Source organism: Streptomyces sp. NPDC001904 (assembly GCF_040297005.1).
In the GTDB taxonomy this organism is placed as follows: domain Bacteria; phylum Actinomycetota; class Actinomycetes; order Streptomycetales; family Streptomycetaceae; genus Streptomyces.
In genome coordinates this window covers 1-20551 of record NZ_JBEOYI010000003.1, presented here as the reverse complement: position 1 = coordinate 20551, position 20551 = coordinate 1, and the positions used below count along the sequence as shown (strand labels likewise).

The 20551-nt window shown below is 71.9% G+C and carries 20 protein-coding genes; 10 read left to right on the top strand and 10 right to left on the bottom strand.

Annotation, left to right across the window (positions count from 1 at the left end; all coding sequences use genetic code 11):
* Nucleotides 1-54: 54 nt before the first annotated feature.
* The gene (locus tag ABT127_RS05035) at nt 55-393 is read left to right on the top strand and encodes a hypothetical protein (protein ID WP_351444688.1); all 339 of its coding nucleotides are present in this window, start codon (nt 55-57) and stop codon (nt 391-393) included.
* 53 nt (nt 394-446) lie between these two features.
* On the opposite strand, the gene ABT127_RS05030 is transcribed toward ABT127_RS05035, so the two are convergent.
* From ABT127_RS05030 to ABT127_RS05020, 3 genes are all read right to left on the bottom strand, one after another.
* Entirely contained in the window at nt 447-1424 is a 978-nt protein-coding gene (locus ABT127_RS05030; RefSeq protein ID WP_351444686.1) for an acyl-ACP desaturase, read from the bottom strand.
* Nucleotides 1425-1520: 96 nt separating this feature from the next.
* Entirely contained in the window at nt 1521-2297 is a 777-nt protein-coding gene (gene ddaH / locus ABT127_RS05025; protein ID WP_351444684.1) for a dimethylargininase, read from the bottom strand.
* Between the two features lie 149 nt (nt 2298-2446).
* Complete coding sequence (locus ABT127_RS05020; protein WP_351444682.1) at nt 2447-4066, bottom strand: ABC-F family ATP-binding cassette domain-containing protein; 1620 nt, start codon at nt 4064-4066, stop codon at nt 2447-2449.
* Nucleotides 4067-4343: 277 nt separating this feature from the next.
* Here ABT127_RS05020 and ABT127_RS05015 point away from each other — a divergent pair, with 277 nt between their 5' ends.
* A complete protein-coding gene (locus ABT127_RS05015; RefSeq protein WP_351444680.1) occupies nt 4344-5006 on the top strand; it encodes a GOLPH3/VPS74 family protein in 663 nt (220 codons plus the stop codon).
* A 49-nt stretch (nt 5007-5055) separates the two neighbouring features.
* On the opposite strand, the gene ssgD is transcribed toward ABT127_RS05015, so the two are convergent.
* Nucleotides 5056-5472, bottom strand: coding sequence for a spore wall synthesis regulator SsgD (gene ssgD / locus ABT127_RS05010; RefSeq protein ID WP_351444678.1), 417 nt, complete (start codon nt 5470-5472; stop codon nt 5056-5058).
* A gap of 242 nt (nt 5473-5714) precedes the next feature.
* On the opposite strand from ssgD, the gene ABT127_RS05005 reads away from it, so the two are divergent.
* Entirely contained in the window at nt 5715-6776 is a 1062-nt protein-coding gene (locus ABT127_RS05005) for an oxidoreductase (protein WP_502971644.1), read from the top strand.
* Between the two features lie 3 nt (nt 6777-6779).
* On the opposite strand, the gene ABT127_RS05000 is transcribed toward ABT127_RS05005, so the two are convergent.
* Entirely contained in the window at nt 6780-7076 is a 297-nt protein-coding gene (locus ABT127_RS05000) for a YciI family protein (RefSeq protein ID WP_351444674.1), read from the bottom strand.
* A gap of 122 nt (nt 7077-7198) precedes the next feature.
* Entirely contained in the window at nt 7199-7624 is a 426-nt protein-coding gene (locus tag ABT127_RS04995) for a GNAT family N-acetyltransferase (RefSeq protein ID WP_351444672.1), read from the bottom strand.
* Between the two features lie 154 nt (nt 7625-7778).
* Between ABT127_RS04995 and ABT127_RS04990 the strand changes: the two genes are divergently transcribed.
* The gene (locus ABT127_RS04990) at nt 7779-8237 is read left to right on the top strand and encodes a hypothetical protein (protein ID WP_351444670.1); all 459 of its coding nucleotides are present in this window, start codon (nt 7779-7781) and stop codon (nt 8235-8237) included.
* A 22-nt stretch (nt 8238-8259) separates the two neighbouring features.
* Here ABT127_RS04990 and ABT127_RS04985 read toward each other — a convergent pair whose 3' ends face one another.
* The 3 genes from ABT127_RS04985 to ABT127_RS04975 form a co-directional block, all read right to left on the bottom strand.
* On the bottom strand, nt 8260-9615 hold the full coding sequence (locus ABT127_RS04985; RefSeq protein ID WP_351444668.1) for an FG-GAP and VCBS repeat-containing protein: 1356 nt from the start codon (nt 9613-9615) through the stop codon (nt 8260-8262).
* Nucleotides 9616-9798: 183 nt separating this feature from the next.
* A complete protein-coding gene (locus tag ABT127_RS04980; protein ID WP_351444666.1) occupies nt 9799-10872 on the bottom strand; it encodes a glycoside hydrolase family 19 protein in 1074 nt (357 codons plus the stop codon).
* Nucleotides 10873-10978: 106 nt separating this feature from the next.
* Nucleotides 10979-11632 carry a lysophospholipid acyltransferase family protein gene (locus ABT127_RS04975; protein WP_351444664.1) on the bottom strand — a complete coding sequence of 218 codons (654 nt, stop codon included), beginning with the start codon at nt 11630-11632 and terminating at the stop codon, nt 10979-10981.
* Between the two features lie 246 nt (nt 11633-11878).
* On the opposite strand from ABT127_RS04975, the gene ABT127_RS04970 reads away from it, so the two are divergent.
* Entirely contained in the window at nt 11879-12565 is a 687-nt protein-coding gene (locus ABT127_RS04970) for an endonuclease V (RefSeq protein ID WP_351444662.1), read from the top strand.
* 65 nt (nt 12566-12630) lie between these two features.
* On the opposite strand, the gene ABT127_RS04965 is transcribed toward ABT127_RS04970, so the two are convergent.
* Entirely contained in the window at nt 12631-13830 is a 1200-nt protein-coding gene (locus ABT127_RS04965) for a saccharopine dehydrogenase family protein (RefSeq protein ID WP_351444660.1), read from the bottom strand.
* A 101-nt stretch (nt 13831-13931) separates the two neighbouring features.
* On the opposite strand from ABT127_RS04965, the gene ABT127_RS04960 reads away from it, so the two are divergent.
* The 5 genes from ABT127_RS04960 to ABT127_RS04940 all read left to right on the top strand — a co-directional run bounded on the left by ABT127_RS04960 (nt 13932) and on the right by ABT127_RS04940 (nt 20421).
* Nucleotides 13932-14354, top strand: a complete 423-nt coding sequence (locus ABT127_RS04960; RefSeq protein ID WP_351444659.1) for an MmcQ/YjbR family DNA-binding protein — start codon at nt 13932-13934, stop codon at nt 14352-14354.
* Nucleotides 14355-14451: 97 nt separating this feature from the next.
* Complete coding sequence (locus tag ABT127_RS04955; protein WP_351444657.1) at nt 14452-15621, top strand: CaiB/BaiF CoA transferase family protein; 1170 nt, start codon at nt 14452-14454, stop codon at nt 15619-15621.
* A gap of 8 nt (nt 15622-15629) precedes the next feature.
* Nucleotides 15630-16772, top strand: coding sequence for an acyl-CoA dehydrogenase family protein (locus tag ABT127_RS04950; protein ID WP_351444656.1), 1143 nt, complete (start codon nt 15630-15632; stop codon nt 16770-16772).
* Nucleotides 16773-16798: 26 nt separating this feature from the next.
* A complete protein-coding gene (locus ABT127_RS04945; RefSeq protein ID WP_351444654.1) occupies nt 16799-18013 on the top strand; it encodes an acetyl-CoA C-acetyltransferase in 1215 nt (404 codons plus the stop codon).
* 233 nt (nt 18014-18246) lie between these two features.
* Nucleotides 18247-20421 (top strand): 3-hydroxyacyl-CoA dehydrogenase NAD-binding domain-containing protein, encoded by a 2175-nt coding sequence (locus tag ABT127_RS04940; protein ID WP_351444652.1) that lies wholly within the window; start codon nt 18247-18249, stop codon nt 20419-20421.
* The last annotated feature ends 130 nt before the right edge of the window (nt 20422-20551 follow it).

Sequence of the window (20551 nt, the reverse complement as noted above, 5' to 3'; positions counted from 1 at the left end):
AGTCGGCGGGCCCCACGGGCGGCCCGCCTCTCCCTCCAAGGAAAGGCCGGCGGCATGGAGATCCTCAGATACACGTTCCTCGTGTTCCACCTGTTCGGTTTCGCGGCACTGCTGGGCGGGATCTTCTACCAGCTGCGCGAGAAGAACACGGTGACCGGCGGCTACATGGTGACCAGCGCGGTCGTACAACTGGTCACGGGCGCCGGACTCGTCTGGACCCGGACGTCCCTGGACCTGCCGGTGTCCGAGGCGAAAATGGGGGTGAAGCTGGCACTCGACGTCCTGGTGGCAGTCACCGCGTTGGCGGGCATGCGCACCAAGAAGCCGTGGGCGTTCTTCGCCGTGGCGACGTTCACGGCTGCCGCGGCGGTCGTGGCCGTCGCCTGGACGTAGGCGGCCCGTCCGAGGGGGAGCGAGGCGCGGCCTCGCCCCCCGGCGGGGCGGGGTTACTGCGCGGCAGCCCTCGCCGCCATGCGCGCCTTGCGGGCCGCCAGCTTCTCGTCGAACTTGGACGCTTCGGTGTCCAGCCCGTTCATGAACAGGCCGAGCTCCTCCTGCGCCTTGAGGCCCTCCGGGCCCAGGCCGCCGATCTCCATGACCTTCAGGAAGCGCAGCACGGGCTGGATCACGTCGTCGTGGTGGATCCGCAGGTTGTACACCTCGCCGATCGCCATCTGCGCGGCGGCCCGCTCGAAGCCGGGGATCCCGTGCCCGGGCATCCGGAAGTCGACGACGACGTCGCGCACGGCCTGCATCGTCAGGTCGGGGGCCAGCTCGAACGAGGACCTCAGCAGGTTCCGGTAGAACACCATGTGCAGGTTCTCGTCGGTCGCGATGCGCGCCAGCATGCGGTCGCAGACCGGGTCGCCGGACTGGTGGCCGGTGTTGCGGTGCGAGATGCGGGTCGCCAGCTCCTGGAACGCGACGTACGCGATCGAGTGCAGCATCGAGTGGTTGTTGTCCGACTCGTAGCCCTCGCTCATGTGCGACATGCGGAAGGACTCCAGCTGGTCCGGGTCGACGGCGCGCGACGCGAGCAGGTAGTCGCGCATCACGATGCCGTGCCGGCCCTCCTCGGCGGTCCAGCGGTGCACCCAGGTGCCCCACGCGCCGTTGCGGCCGAAGAGGGTCGCGATCTCGTGGTGGTAGCTGGGGAGGTTGTCCTCGGTCAGCAGGTTGACGATCAGCGCGGTGCGGCCGACCTCGGTGACCTTCGACTGGCTCTTCTCCCAGGCCTCGCCGTCCTCGAAGAGGCCGGGGAAGTTGCGGGCGTCGGACCACGGGACGTACTCGTGCGGCATCCAGTCCTTGGCGACCTTCAGATGGCGGTTCAGCTCCTTCTCGACCACTTCCTCCAGCGCGTACAGAAGGCGGGCGTCGGTCCATGTGGTCGACGAGCCGAGGCGGGGAGAGATGACGGTCACGGGAAGCTCCTGGGGGACGGAGGTACAGCGAGCGGTTCTACCTACGGTGTCGTAGGTTACGTTGCCGTAGGTTAAGCGCTCCATAAGGAGCTGTGGTTACGCGTAGAGGTCACGCAGCCTTACTGAGAGACACGTCACACAGCCCTCGAGCTTCTCGAACTCCGAGATGTCCACCGCCACGGGCTCATGGCCCAGGTCCGCGAGCAGCTCCGCCGACTTGGGCGCGCTCGCCGCCATGAGCAGCCGGTTTCCGCCCAGCAGGACGACATGGGCGCCCGATTCCTCCGGCACGGGCAGGAAGCGCGGGAACAGCGAGGCGTGATCCACCAGCGGCTCGTGACCGATCACCGTGCCGTCGGGCAGCGCCGTGACCGCCGACTTCAGGTGCAGCACCTTGCTGACGGGGACCGCCACCACGCGCGCCCCGAGCGGTTCGAAGACGGCGCGCAGTTGCTGTACTCCCGCCGCGTTCGTGCGCCCGCCGCGCCCCACGTAGAGGGTGTCGCCCACCTTCAGTACGTCACCGCCGTCGAGCGTGCCGGGTTCCCACACCCAGTTGACGGAGCAGCCGAGGCGCGCCACGGTCTGCTCGACCCCCGACGTCTCCGCGCGCCGCGACCCGGCGCCGGATCGCGCGATCAGCGCGACGTTCCGGAAGACCACCACCGTGTCCTCCACGAACACCGCGTCCGGGCAGTCGTCGGCGGGTTCGACCAGGACCGTCTCCCAGTCGTGCGCCTCCAGCACCGAGACGTACTCCTGCCACTGCTCACGCGCCTTTCCCGGGTCGACGGGGGTGCGCGCGACATGAGTGACGAGCCCCTCCGCCAGCCGCGGGCCTGGCCGGCGGACGAGGGCCTTCTTGCTGGGCACGGGTCTTCTCCACGGGTCGCGGGGATGCGGCGCCGCGGCTGAGGGGTGACGGCGGCGGGCACATCATGCACAGCCGGGCAGGCGCGGCGGAATCCCCCGTTACGCGCCTGTCACCTCCTTCTCACTCCCTCACCCCTCTCCCTTGCTCCTCATCCGGCCTCGGCGCCCAGCTCCAGCCAGCGGGTCACCCCGATCGACTCCAGGAACGGCAGGTCGTGGCTCGCCACGATCAGCGCCCCCTCGTACGACTCCAGGGCCGACGTCAGCTGCCGCACGCTCGCCATGTCCAGATTGTTCGTCGGCTCGTCGAGCATCAGCAGCTGCGGCGCGGGCTCGGCGAGCATCAGCGCGGCCAGGGTCGCGCGGAACCGCTCGCCGCCCGACAGGGTCGCCGCCGGCTGGTCGGCCTTCGCTCCCTTGAACAGGAAGCGGGCCAGCCGGGCCCGGACCCGGTTGACCGTGGCCTGCGGCGCGAACCGCGCCACGTTCTCGGCGACGCTCGCCCCGTCGTCCAGCACGTCGAGGCGCTGCGGCAGGAACCGCAGGGGCACGTGCGCGATCACCTCGCCCCCGACCGGGGCCAGCTCTCCGGCGATGGTCCGCAGCAGCGTCGTCTTGCCCGCTCCGTTGCGGCCGACCAGGGCCACCCGCTCCGGGCCGCGCAGCTCGAACTCGCCGCCCAGCCGGGCGCCGTACGGCAGGGTGAGCGTGCGCAGCGTGAGCACGGAGCGTCCTGGCGGCACCGCCGTGAACGGCAGGTCGATCCGGATCTCGTCGTCGTCGCGGACCGCCTCCACGGCCTCGTCCAGCCGTTCCTTCGCCTCCGCCAGCTTCTCCTCGTGCAGGATGCGGTGTTTGCCGGCGGAGACCTGCGCCGACCGGCTGCGCAGCTTCATCACCGCACGCGGCTCCCGCTTCGTGTCGTACATCTTCTGGGCGTAGCGCCTGCGACGCGCCAACTTCACGTGGGCGTCGGTCAGTTCGCGCTTCTGCTTCTTCAGATCGGACTCGGCCACCCGCACCATCCGCTCCGCCGCCTCCTGCTCGACGGCGAGAGCCTCCTCGTACGCGGAGAAGTTGCCGCCGTACCGGGTGACCTCCCCGCCGCGCAGATCGGCGATCTGGTCGACCAGATCGAGCAGTTCGCGGTCGTGGCTGACCACGATCAGCACCCCCGGCCAGCTCTCCACCGCCGCGTACAGCCGCCTGCGCGCGTGCCGGTCCAGATTGTTGGTCGGCTCGTCGAGCAGCAGCACGTCGGGGCGGCGCAGCAGCAGGGCGGCGAGGCGCAGGAGCACCGACTCGCCGCCCGAAACCTCACCGGCGGTGCGGTCCAGACCGATGTGGCCCAGGCCCAGTTGGGCGAGCGTGGCGACGGTCCGCTCCTCGACGTCCCAGTCGTCGCCGACCGCGGCGAAGTGCTCCTCGGCGACGTCGCCCGATTCGATGGCGTGCAGGGCCGCGCGGGTGGCCGCGATGCCGAGGACCTCGTCGACGCGCAGCGTGGTGTCGAGCGTGGCGTTCTGCGGCAGATGGCCGACCTCACCGGCCACCCGCACGGTGCCGTCGGCCGGACGAAGCTCACCGGCGATGAGCTTCAACAGAGTTGATTTCCCTGACCCGTTGGCGCCGATCAGGCCGGTGCGGCCGGGACCGAAGGCGACCTGGAGGCCGTCGAAGACGCCGGTGCCGTCCGGCCAGGCGTAGTCGAGTCCGGTGACGGCGACGGAGGTCGTGGGGGAGCCGGGGTGGCTCGGGGGATGTGACATGGAGGCCTCGCGGTTGCTCGGTGCGAACGGTGACGGGATACGACGCGTTCGAGACACCGCGGCACGCAGGCAACAAAAAGGGCCTGTACCGAGGGGGAGGACGGCTCACGGGCCGAGGTCTCACACAACGCCGGACGCGCAGCGCACAGCGGCTGCGGAACACGCGCGGTGTCTCAAGACCTCAGAGGAGCAACGTCCTTCTCCGTTTCGACGGCAACAGAACCGACATCCAACGTAAGGAGCCGTCGGAGGGCTGTCAAAGAATTATCGTGGGGGAGTGCCCCAAGGCTCTCCCGCGCTCCCCGCCCGCCTGCTCCTCCTGGCGTACGACACCGGCAAGGACCGGGTGTCCGGCGCCCCCGACCTGGCCCTCGCCGTCCGCGCCGGTGCCCTCGCCGAACTCGCCGCGCGCGGCCTCGTCCGCGAGGTCGACGGCATCGTCACCCCGGTGCCCGACGCCCGCGCCGACGACCCCGTCCTCGACCAGCTCCTGGAACTGATCACGGAGTCGAGGCCGCGCTCCTGGCGCCGCACGATCACCCACCGGGCCCGTGTCACCCGCGACGCGGTGCGCCGCCAACTCGTGGCGGACGGCTACCTGGCGGCCGAGCGGCGCCGCGTCCTCGGTCTGTTCCCCGGGACCCGGTACGCGCTGCTGCGCGCCGGCTACGTGGAGGTGCTGCGCATGGAGGCCCGGACCGCGCTGACCGGTCCCGAGGCCCCCGACGCCGTCCGCCCCGACCGGGCGGCCCTGCTGGTGCTCGCCGCCGCAGGCCACTTCCGGGGGCTGCTCTCCGCCCGTGAACGCCGCCGCCACGCCGACCGGCTCACCGCCCTCGCCGCGCAGGCGGGCCCCGCCGTGCCGGAGATCCGCCGGGCCCTGGAGGCGGCGGTGAAGTCCGCCGAGGCCGCCAGGGCGGCGGACGGCGGCGGGGGCTGACGGGGGCGCGAGGATCTCTCCTCTCGGCGATCCCTGGTCCCGCAGGGGATCAGCAGGCGTCCCGCAACAGCTCCGCGAGATACCCGTCCACGTCGACGTGCCGGCCCTCGTCACCGGTCGGCACCAGCCGCGTCGTGCCCGTCAGGAACTGCCGCACGTCGTCCGAGCGGATGTGCACGACAGCGGTGCCCTCCGTGGCGTGGAACTCCAGGACCGTGCGGTCGTAGCCGTACGGCCGTACGCGCACGTCACCGGCGCCGACGGACTCGGTCAGGCCACCGGTCAGCAGCTCGCGGGCGAACGTCCAGCACACATCGACGCCCTCCAGGGTCGCGGCGGCGGGGAACGACATCCGGACGGCGAAGGGGTCGTGCGTGTCGTACCGAAGGGTCGCGGGGATGCTCGCCATACGCGGCGCGGCAGCGACGAGACGGGCCTCTACGGCTTGCTCGATGACGGTGGACAACGCCTGCTCCCTTGCGACGACTGGGCGGAGAACGACGGACGCTCCGAGTGCCTCTCTTGAATAGACGGCGGAACGAGCGAATCCGTGCATCTGATGTCGGACGAAAAACAAGTGACCTCTGTCACCGGTTTCAATCAAGGTGCTCTGGACGCGGGGGTGACGGGGGACTAGCTTCGCGCGCCATGGGGAGACCGCGAACATCGAGGCGTCAGAGGAACACGAGGACACCGCGCACCGTGGGACTGGTGGTGACGGCACTGCTGGGCGCCCTCGCCTGGAGCACAGGTCCGGCGGCCGCAGCCGCTTCCGCGACCGCCGGACAGCCCGCCTGGCACCTGACGGACACCGGCCGGACGGACGTGCGTTTCCGCGGACTGGCCGCGGTCGACCGGTCCGCCGCCTGGCTGGCCGGGACCAAGGGCACCGTGCTGCGCACCACCGACGGGGGCAGGCATTGGCGTGATGTGTCCCCACCCGCCGCCGCGGGTCTGGAACTGCGCGACATCGAGGCGTTCGGCACGCGCAGCGCGGTCGCTCTGGCGATCGGCGAGGGCGACGCCTCCCGGATCCTGCGCACCGACGACGGCGGCGCGACCTGGACGGAGTCGTTCCGCAACACCGACCCGAAGGCGTTCTACGACTGCGTGACGTTCTTCGACCCCCGGCACGGGCTCGCGATGAGCGACCCGGTCGACGGACGGTTCCGCATCCTGTCGACACGCGACGGCGGCCGTTCCTGGTCGGTGCTGCCGAGCGCGGGAATGCCGCCCGCGCAGCCCGGCGAGGCGGGTTTCGCCGCCTCCGGGCAGTGCCTGGTGACATCGGGCCCCGAGGACGTGTGGCTGGCGACGGGCGGTGGCGCGAGCGCGCGCGTGCTGCACTCCGGGAACCGTGGACTCGACTGGACGGCCACCGACACCCCGATCCCCGCCGGCGACCCGGCGCGCGGCGTCTTCGGCCTCGCCTTCCGGGACCGTGCGCACGGCATCGCCGTCGGCGGCGACTACCGCGCCGACCGCCCCTCGCCGAGCGCCGCCGCGGTGACCGGCGACGCGGGTCGCGGCTGGACCCCGTCCGCCGCCGGGCCGCCCGCCTACCGCTCCGGAGTCGCCTGGCTCCCGCACAGCCGCACCGCGGCCCTCGCGGTCGGCCCGACGGGCACCGACCTCACCACGGACGGCGGCCGCACCTGGCGCACCGTCGACTCCGGCTCGTACGACACCGTGGACTGCACCCGCGACGGCGGCTGCTGGGCGGCGGGCGAGCAGGGACGAGCGGCCCGCCTGGAGCGCCGGGGCGGATGACCGCTAGGCCAACTCCTGTCGCCAGCGGTCCAGTTCGGGCGCCGTCCGCGCGGCGACGAACTCGGTGATGCCGTACGCGCACACCTCTCCGGCGACGAAGGGATCGGTCGCGCAGAGCCGCTCGACGGCCGCGCGATCGTCCCCCGCGGCGATGATGATGCCGCCGTCCCGCGGTTCCTTGCGCCCCGCCGCGAGGAACGTACCGGCGGCGAAGTGCCCGTCGAGCCAGGCGCGATGGGCCTCCAGGAGAGCATCCACGCGCTCGACCGGCGCCGTGTACGTCAGTTCCAGTACAAACATGATCGCCAGCGTACGTGCGGTCAGGGGGCGTTCGTCGAGGTGTGCGTGATCTACGGCCTCGGCACCCTCCGGCGCCGGGGCCGCGGGGGACGGCTGGGAGCCGGGCGACTGGAGTTCCGGTGTCAGGGCATGACCCGGGACATGCCCACCGATCCGTACGAGGACGTCTCCACGAAGCCGAACTTCTCGTAGAGGAACTTCGCGGGCCCGTCCGCGACCAGCGACACGTACGCGGACGAGGGGGCCCGGCGCTCCAGCTCCTCGGTGAGCGCGGCCATGATCCGCCGGCCGAGGCCCCGGCCCTGGTGATCGGGGTGGACGCAGATGTCGACGATCTGGAAGGCCGTGCCGCCGTCCCCGATGATCCGGCCCATCCCGATCGGTTCGCCGCGGTGCCGCAACAGGACGCCGAACCAGGTGTTCGGCAGCGCGAGTGCCGCCGCCCGCGGGCTCCGGTCGGAGAGGCCCGCGTCCGTGCGCAGCCGCCGGAACACCTCCACCGAGGGGACGCCCGGCTCGATGCCGTAATAGTCAGTAGCGTTGTTCATGCCTTACAGGCTACAAGGCTGGAAGGTTGCGCGGCGCGCCCGGAGCCAGTGCCCGTGGGCACCCCGCGCACCGGCGGAATGGAGCCGTACGGCATGCTCCCCCTGCTGGTCAGGTGCTGACCCGACCGGTTCGATCGCGTCTTCAGGAGTACCCGTGAACGCAAAGCGCCGCCGCCTGTTGCTGGCCACCGTGGCCCCCATGCTGGCACCGGACGAGCAGGTGGAGGTCACGACCATCGTGAACCTCAGCTCCGTATCGGTGCGCCGCACCGCGGCCTTCGCCGCCGCCTCGGCCATCCTCAGCGCTGGGACCGTTGCCGTGATCCCGACGCCGCGGCCGATGTACCTGGCCATGACAGGTCGTCGGATCTTCATCTTCCAGGCCGACCCGACGTTCGCCAGGACGGGCGAGCACGTCATGACGATCCCGCGCGCCGGGCTCATGCGCACTCACATACGCGAGCGTTGGCTGAACTCGTCCTTCGTCGTCTCCTCGCCCGCCGACGACCGAGGCATGAAGATCACCTTCCCCCTCCTGGGGCGCTCGGAACGCAACGTCATCGCCGCGGCGCTGCCCGTCCACGCTCCGGAGACAGCCATGCCTCCCGCATGACGACCCGGGCAGGCGGGGGTGCTCAGCGGAGGTCCTCGGCGGTGAAGTGCCGCTGGAACGTCATCCCCCGGTCGGTGCCGCGCATGACCCAGAACGCGTCGAGGTCCCGCTCCTTGGCATCCAGGTAGCCGGTGGAGCCGAACACCACGTCGAGGTGGCCGTCGCCGTCGGTGTCGAGGAGCGGGCTCAGAACGGTGATGCGGTGCCGGGTGGGGCCGCGGCCGGGCGACGGCGTGTTGCTGCCCGGGACGCCCGGGGTGTCCAGCGTCACCGCCCGGATGTCCGCGGTGTCCGCCCGCAGCACGTCGGGGATCAGCCAGACCGCGCCGTTGTTGTCGTTGGCGCCGGTCGCCGACGTCACCAGGTCCGCCCTGCCGTCACCGGTGACGTCGCCCAGGGCGGTGTCGCCCATGCCGCCGTAGTGGGGCCCGCCGCCGAGACCCGGCGGAGCGGCGGTGCCCACGCCGCCCTTGCGGCCGGTCTCCGGACCGGAGCGGGTGCTGAGCCGGTAGCCCGCAGCAAGCTGCTGTCTGTACGCGGTGAAGTGCGCCGCGTACAGATCGTCGATGCCGTCGCCGTCCACGTCTCCCGGCTGCCCGGTCAGGCCCAGGTCCGGCGGCCGGCGGCGCTCGGTGAGCCGCAGCCCCTCGGGGCCGCCGCGCAGACGGTGCTGCCCGGTGTAGGTCACGTCGCCGTCCCCCTCCGACTCCGGGTCGGTCCAGGCGAACCAGAGCGCCAGATCCGTCGCCTTGTCGCCGTCGAAGTCCCCGGCGACCACGTGGGCGGGGGCCGAGTCCGCCGGGTGCTCGTAGCGCAGCTCCTGGCGGTGGTCCGGGACGCCGTCCCGGTCGACGGGCCCGTACCAGACCGTGCCCTCCGGGCCCGTCGCGCCGCCCGGAACGAACACGTCGGTGGCGCCGTCGCCGTCGAAGTCGCCGATGGCCGCGGGGCCCTTCGCCGGCCCCGCCAGCTGCTTCGCCGAGGCGGCCAGCCCGCGCGGCCCGCCCCACAGCACGGCTGGTGGCCGCGACTCGGGTGACAGCAGCAGATCGGTGAACCCGTCGCGGTCCAGATCGGCCCGGAACAGCCGTGTCCGCTCGGATCCGGACGCGAGCGCGGGCTGCGGCACGACGGTGCGCAGCCGCGGGTCGAGACCGTGCGCCGACCCGTACACCACTGTCAGCCGACGCCCGGACAGCACGGCGAAGTCGTCGCGGCCGTCGCCGCTGAAGTCCCCGGCGCGGGGATGCGCGGAGGCTTTCCCGGCCTTCGGCCGCGCCGCCTGTGCGTGCCCGTCCGCCGGGTCGGGCGCCCCGCATCCCGCCACCAGCACCGCCACCAGCGCCGTGGCGACAACCCCCGCGCCATGTCCCCGCATCCCCGACCCCCTCGTGCAGGAGCGACCCGACGACCACCAGGTCGTCGGGTCGTGAACGGCGCTTCCGTCTCGGCGGAAGATTAGGGACACGGCCCGGTCCACCACAACGTTCTGCGCCGGCGATCCTGCCCCGGCCGCGCCCCGTGGAGGGGTGCGGCCGGACCAGTCAGCGGACGGGTGCGCTCAGCAGCTGAGGTTGTTGCCCGCGGGGACGCCGAGGATCGAGGTGAAGCTCTGGTAGGCGTTGATCCGGCTCTGGACCTGGGCGGGGTTGCCGCCGTTGCATTCGATGCTGCCGTTGATGGACCGGATGGTCTCGCCGAATCCGGCGCCGTTGACCATGGCGTTGTGTCCGGTCATGGTGCCGGGACCGGTCTGGGTGTTCCAGTACCAGAGGCCGGTCTTCCAGGCGATCGCCGGGTCGGTCTGCACGAGGTTGGGGTTGTTGAGCAGGTCGATGCCGAGGGCGTCGCCCGCCGCCTTGTAGTTGAAGTTCCAGCTGAGCTGGATCGGGCCGCGCCCGTAGTAGGCGGACTGGCCCGCCGGGCAGCCGTAGGAGCGGGAAGTGTCGCAGTAGTGCGAGTAGTTGGCGGTGTTCTGCTCGACGATGTAGACGAGACCGCCGGTCTCGTGGCTGACGTTGGCGAGGAAGGCCGCGGCCTCCTGCTTCTTGACGGTGTCGCTGCCGGTGGTGGTGAAACCGGGGTAGGCGCTGAGCGCGGCGGTCAGGCCGCTGTAGGTGTAGAAGGAACTCCGGTTCGGGAACATCTGGTTGAACTGGGCCTCGCTCACGACGAACGAACCGGGTGTCGTGCCGCCGCCGTCGCCGGTGCAGCTGTACGGGTCCCAGTACCAGGTGCTGATCGTCGGGTCGTAACCCGGGTTGTCGTGCGAAGCCTTGTAGTAGTTGCCGTTGGTGTACTTGACGATGTCGCCGGCGACATAGGAGCGTCCGGCGACCCATGCCGGGTAGGTGCAGGTGCTTCCGCCGCCGCCTCCTGAACCGCCGGTGCAGGAGCCCTGGTCGGACCAGACGCCGGAGCCGCCGGTCGACGGCGTTTCACCTTGAGTCCACCATTTTGCTTGCCAGTTGTGCCCGTTGTAGGACGCGGTCGAGCCGCCGGTGTAGACCGCGGACGCGTTCCAGCCCGCCGCGCAGGAGGCGGCGGACGCGGAGGTCGTCATCGGTCCCAGAAGGGCGATTCCCACCGCGACGGCGAGGGCGGTGAGGAAGGCGAGGAGGCGCTGTCTGGACATGGACCACTCCTTGACGGGGTGAGTGTGACCGTTGGTTCAGACTCAAGCGAGATGGTATGGACCTGTCAAGGTCTAGACCAAGTGCTGTTGCAGAGTCGAGGGCTGCTCACGCGGCGGGCTCTCGGAGGTGAGCGGCAGCGGTCTCCCAGGCCTGGGTCACCGCGGCGTGGGCCCGCGCCGTTCGTGCCGAGCGGACGCCCGACAGGGACACCGGCGCACCCACATGGACATGGAGTGCCGGTCGGCGCAGGGGCGCGGTGACGATTCCCGCGAGTTGCTTGACGGTGCCGCCCGAGGTGATCCGGCGGGCGCCCGCTTGGCCCACCGGGACGATGGGGGCGCCCGTGCGCTCGGACAGTCTGGCCAGCCCGCTGCGAAAGGAGCGGGGCGCCGCGTCGGCCGCGTCCCGGCGGCGCGGCAGCCCGCCCTCGGCGTAGATGAGGACCAGCCGCCCCTGGTCCAGGGCATCGGCGGCCCTGTCCAGTGCGTCCGCGGCGCGGCGGTCACCGCGGACGACGGGAATGTGGCCTTCGCGGGCCAGCAGCTTGCCCAGAAGCGGAACGCGCCACAGTCCGGCCGCCGCCATGATGACCGGCTCGGCTCCGAGGCTGCGCAGAGCGGCGACGACGAGGGCGGGGTCGGCGAGGGACGTGTGGTTCGCGGCGACGATGCTGCCCGGCCCGAGGCCGGCGCCCGGGTCCGTGGTCACGGTCAAGCGGCCGACAACGGGCACAAGGCGATCGGCGATTCGGCTGAGCATGAGCGGTCCCCCGGTCTCGGCGATGTATGCCTTCATCGTCGATGGCGGAATCCGGCCACGCCTGAGTCGTCGTACTCACCTTCGCACCCGCTTGAACCGTCCTTGGAGCGCCCGGGCGGAGAAGCCGCCGACGGGCGGGCGCGCGGCACCGACCGCGTGGCGGCGGCCAACACGGTCTCCGGCAGACCGTGCTCAGCCCTGACCTGCCCGAACGCCGCCTGGTGCGCCACCCTTTAGGGTTGCGGCATGGCGACCATCACGGGGATCCCGGCGGACTGGCCGGCCGACGAACCGGCGGCGCGGGCGGTGCAGGACGCGCTGCGCGGCCGCGTCGTCCTCGACGAGACAGGTCCGCCGCCCGGCGCGGGCCCGGTCACCGGGATCGACGTCGCCTACGACGACGAACGCGATGTCGTCGCCGCGGCCGCGGTCGTCCTGGACCCGGACACGCTCGACGTGGTCGAGGAGGCGACGGCCGTCGGGCGCGTCGCCTTTCCCTACGTCCCCGGCCTGTTGGCGTTCCGGGAGATTCCCGCGGGCCTCGGCGCCCTCGCGGCGCTGCGCACCGACCCCGGCCTGGTGATCTGCGACGGCTACGGCATCGCCCACCCGCGCCGCTTCGGTCTCGCCAGCCATCTCGGCGTGCTCACCGGACTCCCCACGATGGGGGTCGCCAAGAACTCGTTCGTCTTCACCGAGGGCGAGTTGGGGCCCGAGCGGGGGAGCGCGGCCCCGCTCCTCGACGGCACGGAGGAGGTCGGCCGCGCCCTGCGCACCCGCGCGGGCGTCAAGCCGGTGTACGTCTCGGTGGGCCACCGGGTGTCGCTGGACAACGCGTGCGCGCACACGCTGTCCCTCACCCCGGTCTACCGCCAGCCGGAGACGACACGCCGCGCGGACCGCCTCTGCAGAGACGCCTTGGCGGCCCTTTAGGGGCGCGGGAACCGTGCGACCGGCCACGACGCGGCCGCGGACGCACGGCCGCCGCGCCGCGGTTCTCAGCGCTCGGCCGCAACCCGGAACGTGACCCCGGCCTTCTGCAGCCGCGCGATCAGCGCGTCCCCCATCGCCACCGCCGTCGTGACCTGCCCGGCGCTGTCCGGCAGGTCGTCCAGCGCGAGCGACAGCGCGGACTCGGCCAGCATCTTCGCGGTCTCCCCGTAGCCGGGGTCCCCGCCGGACACCTCCGTGAACACCCGGCGCCCGCCGCCCTCGCCCACGAACCGCACCGAGAACCAGCTCTTGGCCCGGCGCTCCGCGTCGGGTCCGTCCCCGGGCAGCAGCCGTCCGCCCAGCCAGCGCCGCGCGGGCGCCACCTGGGCCGCCGCGAACAGCGCGCCCGCGGCGGCGACGCCGCCGACCGCGACCGGCAGCGACTTGATGGCCGCGTAGTGCCGGTAGCGGAAGTCGGGGCCGTAGCGCTCCAGCGCCCGCGCGGAGCGCTGCACCACCTGAGGGTCGATCGTCGGCAGCGGCAGCGCCCATGCCCCGACCTCCTTGGCGTAGCGCGGCGCGGCGGTCGGCGCGTACGCGGTCCGGCCCACCAGGCGCGGCTGGTGGCGACGCCGGTCGCGCTGGGCGGCGACCATCTGGCGGCCGCGCGCGAACTGGTTCAGCGCGGACGCGAACGTACCGCCCGAGAACCGGGCGTTGGTCCGCACGAACCCGTCGACCCGCAGCGGCACACCCTCCGGCAGCCGGCGCACCGTGAAGTAGGCGCCTAGGTCGTGCGGGACCGAGTCGAAACCGCAGGCGTGCACCAGGCGGGCGCCCGTCTCACGCGCGCGGGCGTCGTGCCGCACGTACATGAGGTCCACGAACTCCGGCTCGCCCGTCAGGTCCACGTAGTCGGTGCCCGCGTCGGCGCACGCGGCGACGATCCCTTCCCCGAACTCCAGGTACGGGCCGACGGTGGAGATCACCACGCGCGCGCCCGCCGCCAGTTCGCGCAGGCTCGCCGGATCGGCGACGTCCGCGCGCAGCAGCGGCAGCACCGCGCACTCCGGGTCGATCCCGGTGAGCCGTTCGCGCAGCCGCTCCAGCTTCGCTGTGTCCCGGCCGGCGATCGCCCAGCGCAGCCCGTCGGGCGCGTGCGCCGCGAGGTACTCGGCCGTGAGCACGCCCACGAATCCCGTCGCTCCGAAGAGCACCACGTCGTACGCCCTGTCCGTCCCGCCGGGCTTCCCACGCTCGTTCATGACACCCCTCATCGTGCGTCCCGCGCCGTTGCCGGTGGCCGAGGCTAGCGTGAAAGGTCAGCGGGCCCCGCCCGGGGCCCTCCCGATCGCCGGAGGCTGCCGTGGCCGAGCCGAAGAAGCCGTCCCAGAAGTCCCTGCGCGCCTGGGCCCGGGTGCGGGAGTTCGCGCTCGGACTGCCGGGCGCCACCGAGGAGTTCCCCTGGGGCGAGTCGGCCCTGAAGGTGAACAAGAAGGTGTTCGCCTTCCTGGGCGTCACCGACGGCTCGTACCCGATGGGAATGACGGTCAAGCTCACGGACGAGGAGACGCACGCCCACGCCCTCACCGCGCCCGGCGCCGAGCCCGCCGGATACGGCCTCGGCCGGGCGGGCTGGGTGCGGATCCCGCTGGAGGAGAAGGGCGTACCGGACGCGGAGCTGCTCTGCGACTGGGTCGAGGAGAGCTACCGGGCCATCGCGCCCAAGCGCCGTCTGGCGGAACTCGACGCGGACCGCGCCGCCGGAGCTCCGCCCGAAATTGGCTAAGCGCTTGCTCGTCAAGGGCTTGTGCTGACCCGGCCGCATTCATAGCATCGTTGGTGTTACATCAGTTGTGTCACAGACGGACTGGGGGCGTGGCCGGATGACAGTGGCAGGCGCGGAGAGCCGGGACGCGCACGGTGGCCCGCTCGCCGGGGTGCGCGTGGTCGAGCTCGCCGGGATCGGCCCGGGGCCGTTCGCCGCGATGCTCCTCGCCGACCTCGGCGCCGACGTCGTACGGGTCGACCGGCCGGGAGGCGGCGGACTCGCGATCGATCCCGCGTACGACATCACCAACCGCAACAAGCGCTCCGTGGTCGTCGACCTGAAGGCCGACGACGGGGCCGAGCGCGTGCTCGGACTCGTCGAGCGCGCGGACGTGCTGATCGAGGGCTACCGGCCGGGCGTCGCCGAGCGGCTCGGCGTCGGCCCCACGGCCTGCCACGCCCGGAACGCGAAGCTGGTCTACGGCCGGATGACCGGCTGGGGCCAGGAGGGCCCGCTCGCCCGGCGCGCCGGGCACGACATCGCCTACATCGCGCCGACCGGCACCCTCGGCATGATCGGCAGGCCGGACGAACCGCCGACCGTCCCCGCCAATCTCGTGGGGGACTTCGCGGGCGGCTCCCTCTACCTCGTCGTCGGCATCCTCGCGGCCCTGCACCACGCCCGCGCCACCGGCGAGGGCCAGGTCGTCGACGCCGCCATCGTCGACGGCACCGCCCACCTCACCTCGATGATCCACGGCATGCTCGCGGCAGGCAGCTGGCAGGACCGGCGCGGCGCCAACCTGCTGGACGGCGGCTGCCCGTTCTACGGCACGTACGAGACGGCCGACGGCCAGTACATGGCGGTCGGCGCCCTGGAGCGGCAGTTCTACGCCGAGTTCATGGAACTGCTCGGCCTCGCGGACACCGCCTCCGCACGGGGAGACCTCTCCCGCTGGGGCGAGCTGCGCGACGCCGTCGCGGCACGGTTCAAGGAGCGTACGAGGCAGGAGTGGACGGCCGTCTTCGAGGGCTCGGACGCCTGCGTCGCCCCCGTCCTGTCGCTGCGCGAGGCACCCGGGCACCCGCATCTCGCCGCCCGCGGCACCTTCGTCGACCACGGCGGCATCACCCAGCCCGCCCCCGCCCCCCGCTTCACGCGCACCCCCACCACCGTCCGCTCGGGGCCCGCCCGGCCCGGCGCCGACACCGTGGCCGTGGCGCGCGACTGGGACGTACCGGCCCTGACCGGCGAACCCACCGCCCCCGAGAAGAAAGGCAGTTGATCGCGAGCATGGAACGACGCCTGTTCAGCGCCGAGCACGAGGCGTTCCGCGAGACCGTGCGCACCTTCCTCGCCAAGGAGGTGACCCCGCACTACGAGCAGTGGGAGAAGGATGGCATCGTCGCGCGGGAGGCATGGCTGGCCGCGGGACGCCAGGGCCTGCTGGGACTCGCCGTGCCCGAGGAGTACGGGGGCGGCGGCAATGCCGACTTCCGCTACAGCGCCGTCCTCGCCGAGGAGTTCACCCGGGCCGGCGCGGCCGGGCTCGCGGTCGGCCTGCACAACGACATCATCGGCCCGTACCTGACCTCGCTCGGCACGGACGAGCAGAAGCGGCGCTGGCTGCCCGGCTTCTGCGACGGCTCACTGATCACCGCGATCGCCATGACCGAACCCGGCGCCGGATCCGACCTCCAGGGCATCCGCACCGCCGCCGAGGACAAGGGCGACCACTGGCTGCTCAACGGCTCGAAGACGTTCATCTCCAACGGCCTCCTGGCCGACCTCGTCATCGTCGTCGCCAAGACCACACAGGAGGGCGGCGCCCACGGCCTGTCCCTGCTCGTCGTCGAGCGCGGCGCGGACGGCTTCGAGCGCGGCCGCAACCTCGACAAGATCGGCCAGAAGGCGCAGGACACGGCGGAGCTGTTCTTCAACGACGTCCGCGTCCCCAAGGAGAATCTGCTCGGTGAGCTGAACGGCGCGTTCATCCACCTGATGACGAACCTCGCGCAGGAGCGCATGGGCATCGCCGTCGCCGCCATCGCCGCCGCCGAGCACCTGCTGGAGATCACCACGACGTACGTCAAGGAGCGCGAGGCCTTCGGGCGGCCGCTCGCCAAGCTGCAGCACATCCGGTTCGAGATCGCCGAGATGGCCACCGAGTGCGCCGTCACCCGGACCTTCCTCGACCGCTGCATCGAGGACCACTCCGCCGGCACCCTCGACGCCGTGCACGCCTCCATGGCCAAGTGGTGGGCCACCGAACTGCAGAAGCGCGTCGCCGACCGCTGCCTCCAGCTCCACGGCGGCTACGGCTACATGACCGAGTACCGCGTCGCGAAGGCCTTCACCGACGGACGCATCCAGACCATCTACGGCGGGACGACCGAGATCATGAAGGAGATCATCGGCCGTTCGCTGCTGTCCTGAACACACCCCTGTTGAAAGGCACTTCCGTGACCACAGACGCGTACGTCTACGACGCGATCCGCACCCCTCGTGGCCGGGGCAAGGCCAGCGGCTCGCTGCACGGCACCAAGCCGATCGACCTCGTCGTCGGACTCATCCACGAGATCCAGGCACGCTTCCCCGGCCTTGACCCCGCCGCGATCGACGACATCGTCCTCGGCGTCGTCGGTCCGGTCGGCGACCAGGGCTCCGACATCGCCCGCATCGCCGCCATCGCGGCCGGACTGCCGGACACGGTCGCGGGCGTCCAGGAGAACCGCTTCTGTGCCTCGGGCCTCGAAGCCGTCAACCTCGCCGCGATGAAGGTCCGCTCCGGCTGGGAGGACCTGGTCCTCGCCGGCGGCGTCGAGTCGATGTCGCGGGTGCCGATGGCCTCCGACGGCGGTGCCTGGTTCGCCGACCCGATGACCAACTTCGAGACCGGCTTCGTGCCGCAGGGCATCGGCGCCGACCTCATCGCCACCATCGAGGGCTTCTCCCGCCGTGACGTCGACGAGTACGCGGCGCTCTCCCAGGAGCGGGCCGCCGCCGCGGTGAAGGACGGCCGCTTCGAGCGGTCGGTGGTCCCGGTCAAGGACCGCAGCGGGCTCACCGTCCTCGACCACGACGAGTTCCTGCGGCCGGGCACGACCGCCGACTCGCTCGCCAAGCTCAAGCCGTCCTTCAAGGACATCGGCGACCTCGGCGGCTTCGACGCCGTCGCGCTCCAGAAGTACCACTGGGTCGAGAAGATCGACCACGTGCACCACGCGGGCAACTCCTCCGGCATCGTCGACGGCGCGTCGCTGGTCGCCATCGGCTCGCGCGAGGTGGGGGAGCGGTACGACCTCACGCCCCGCGCCCGCATCGTCTCCGTGGCCGTCTCCGGCTCCGAGCCGACCATCATGCTCACCGGCCCGGCGCCCGCCACCCGCAAGGCGCTCGCCAAGGCCGGTCTGACCATCGACGACATCGACCTCGTCGAGATCAACGAAGCCTTCGCCGCCGTGGTGCTCCGCTTCGTCAAGGACATGGGCCTGTCGCTGGACAAGGTGAACGTCAACGGCGGCGCGATCGCGCTCGGCCACCCCCTGGGGGCGACCGGCGCCATGATCCTGGGCACGCTCGTCGACGAGCTGGAGCGCCGGGACCTCCGGTACGGGCTGGCGACTCTGTGCGTCGGCGGTGGCATGGGCATCGCCACCATCGTGGAACGGGTGTAGCGCCACAGGGCCACCGTTTCGTCGCCGACCGCGACCCGGTGGGGCTTCTCGCGCAGTTCCCCGCGCCCCTGAAAGGCCTACGGCCTTCAGGGGAGGCTGCGCGCAGCGCATGCCTCAGGGGCGCGGGGAACTGCGCGACCAGCCCCCACCGGCCCGCAGGACGGCGGCGAACCCCGGCAGCCCACCCCCGTACCGCCCTCAACTCCCCGCACCTGACTTCACGGAGACACACCATGACCGCCAGCACAACCATCCGCTGGGAACAGGACGACACCGGCATCGTCACCCTCGTCCTCGACGACCCCAACCAGTCCGCGAACACCATGAACCAGGCGTTCAAGGACTCCATCGCGGCGATCGCCGACCGCGCCGAGGCCGAGCGCGACTCCATCCGCGGCATCATCTACACCTCCGCCAAGAAGACCTTCTTCGCGGGCGGCGACCTCAAGGACATGATGAAGGCCGGCCCCGAGGACGCCCAGGCCGTCTTCGAGACCGGCATCGGCATCAAGAACTCCCTGCGCCGCATCGAGACCCTCGGCAAGCCGGTCGTCGCGGCGATCAACGGCGCGGCCCTGGGCGGCGGCTACGAGATCGCCCTCGCCAGCCACCACCGCGTCGCCCTCGACGCCCCCGGCTCGAAGATCGGCCTCCCCGAGGTCACCCTCGGCCTGCTCCCCGCGGGCGGCGGCGTCACCCGCACCGTCCGCCTCATGGGCATCGCCGACGCGCTCCTCAAGGTGCTGCTCCAGGGCACCCAGTACGCCCCCAAGCGCGCGCTGGAGAACGGCCTCGTCCACGAAGTGGCCGCCACGCGCGAGGAGATGCTCGACAAGGCCCGCGCGTTCATCGACGCCAACCCCGAGTCGCAGCAGCCCTGGGACAAGCCCGGCTACCGCATCCCCGGCGGCACCCCGGCCAACCCCAAGTTCGCCGCCAACCTCCCGGCCTTCCCGGCCAACCTCAAGAAGCAGCTCAACGGCGCCCCCTACCCGGCCCCGCGCAACATCCTCGCGGCCGCCGTCGAGGGTTCCCAGGTCGACTTCGAGACCGCCCTGACCATCGAGGCCCGCTACTTCACCGAGCTGGTCACCGGGCAGACCGCGAAGAACATGATCCAGGCGTTCTTCTTCGACCTCCAGGCGGTCAACTCCGGAGCCAACCGCCCCCAGGGCATCGAGCCCCGCAAGGTGCGCAAGGTCGCCGTCCTCGGCGCCGGCATGATGGGCGCGGGCATCGCCTACTCGTGCGCCCGCGCGGGCATCGAGGTCGTCCTGAAGGACGTGTCGGCCGAATCCGCGGCCAAGGGCAAGGCGTACTCCGAGAAGCTCTGCGCCAAGGCCGTGTCCCGCGGCCGCACCACGCAGGAGAAGGCGGACGCGCTGCTCGCGCGGATCACGCCGACCGCCGACCCGCAGGACGTGGCCGGCTGCGACGCCGTCATCGAGGCCGTCTTCGAGGACCCGTCGCTCAAGCACAAGGTGTTCCAGGAGATTCAGGACGTCGTCGCCCCGGACGCGCTGCTGTGCTCCAACACCTCGACCCTGCCCATCACCGTCCTCGCCGAGGGCGTCCAGCGGCAGGCCGACTTCATCGGCCTGCACTTCTTCTCGCCGGTCGACAAGATGCCGCTGGTGGAGATCATCAAGGGCGAGCACACCGGTGACGAGGCGCTGGCCCGCGCCTTCGACCTCGTACGCCAGATCAGCAAGACGCCGATCGTCGTGAACGACTCGCGCGGGTTCTTCACCTCCCGCGTCATCGGCCACTTCATCAACGAGGGCGTCGCCATGGTCGGCGAGGGCGTCGAGCCCGCGTCGGTCGAGCAGGCGGCCGGCCAGGCCGGCTACCCGGCCAAGGTGCTCTCGCTGATGGACGAGCTGACCCTCACCCTGCCGCGCAAGATCCGCAAGGAGACGCGGGCGGCCGTCGAGGAGGCGGGCGGCACCTGGGACGAGCACCCGTCGGAGGCCGTCATCGACCGCATGGTCGACGAGTTCGGGCGCACCGGCCGCAGCGGCGGCGCGGGCTTCTACGAGTACGGCGAGGACGGCAAGCGCGGCGCCCTGTGGCCGGGCCTGCGCGAGCACTTCACCAAGCCGGGCACCGAGATCCCGTTCAAGGACATGCAGGAGCGCATGCTCTTCTCCGAGGCGCTGGACACGGTCCGGCTCCTGGAGGAGGGAGTCCTGACGTCCGTCGCCGATGCCAACATCGGCTCCATCTTCGGGATCGGCTTCCCCGGCTGGACCGGCGGTGTCCTTCAGTACATCAACGGTTACGAGGGCGGACTCACCGGATTCGTCGCCCGCTCGCGCGAACTGGCCGAGCGCTACGGCGACCGCTTCCTGCCGCCCGCGCTGCTCGTGACGAAGGCGGAGAAGGGCGAGACGTTCGGCGACAGCTGAGCCGTCCGCCCGGCGGCCGTGGGGGGGGGGGGGGGCGGGGGGGGGGGGGGCCCGCCCGCCCCCCCCCCCCCCCGCCCCGCCGCCCACCGCCAGCGCCCCGGGCCACCACCACCCCCGGGACCACCACAGC

Excerpts from the sequence above, each read along its gene's own strand:
- ABT127_RS04985 (WP_351444668.1), bottom strand. The coding sequence starts at position 9,615 with ATGCGGGGACATGGCGCGGGGGTTGTCGCCACGGCGCTGGTGGCGGTG.
- ABT127_RS04965 (WP_351444660.1), bottom strand. The coding sequence starts at position 13,830 with ATGAACGAGCGTGGGAAGCCCGGCGGGACGGACAGGGCGTACGACGTG.
- ABT127_RS04940 (WP_351444652.1), top strand. The coding sequence starts at position 18,247 with ATGACCGCCAGCACAACCATCCGCTGGGAACAGGACGACACCGGCATC.
- ABT127_RS04955 (WP_351444657.1), top strand. The coding sequence starts at position 14,452 with ATGACAGTGGCAGGCGCGGAGAGCCGGGACGCGCACGGTGGCCCGCTC.
- ABT127_RS04995 (WP_351444672.1), bottom strand. The coding sequence starts at position 7,624 with ATGAACAACGCTACTGACTATTACGGCATCGAGCCGGGCGTCCCCTCG.
- ABT127_RS04970 (WP_351444662.1), top strand. The coding sequence starts at position 11,879 with ATGGCGACCATCACGGGGATCCCGGCGGACTGGCCGGCCGACGAACCG.
- ABT127_RS04980 (WP_351444666.1), bottom strand. The coding sequence starts at position 10,872 with ATGTCCAGACAGCGCCTCCTCGCCTTCCTCACCGCCCTCGCCGTCGCG.
- ABT127_RS05000 (WP_351444674.1), bottom strand. The coding sequence starts at position 7,076 with ATGTTTGTACTGGAACTGACGTACACGGCGCCGGTCGAGCGCGTGGAT.
- ABT127_RS05035 (WP_351444688.1), top strand. The coding sequence starts at position 55 with ATGGAGATCCTCAGATACACGTTCCTCGTGTTCCACCTGTTCGGTTTC.
- ABT127_RS05020 (WP_351444682.1), bottom strand. The coding sequence starts at position 4,066 with ATGTCACATCCCCCGAGCCACCCCGGCTCCCCCACGACCTCCGTCGCC.
- ABT127_RS04975 (WP_351444664.1), bottom strand. The coding sequence starts at position 11,632 with ATGCTCAGCCGAATCGCCGATCGCCTTGTGCCCGTTGTCGGCCGCTTG.
- ABT127_RS04950 (WP_351444656.1), top strand. The coding sequence starts at position 15,630 with ATGGAACGACGCCTGTTCAGCGCCGAGCACGAGGCGTTCCGCGAGACC.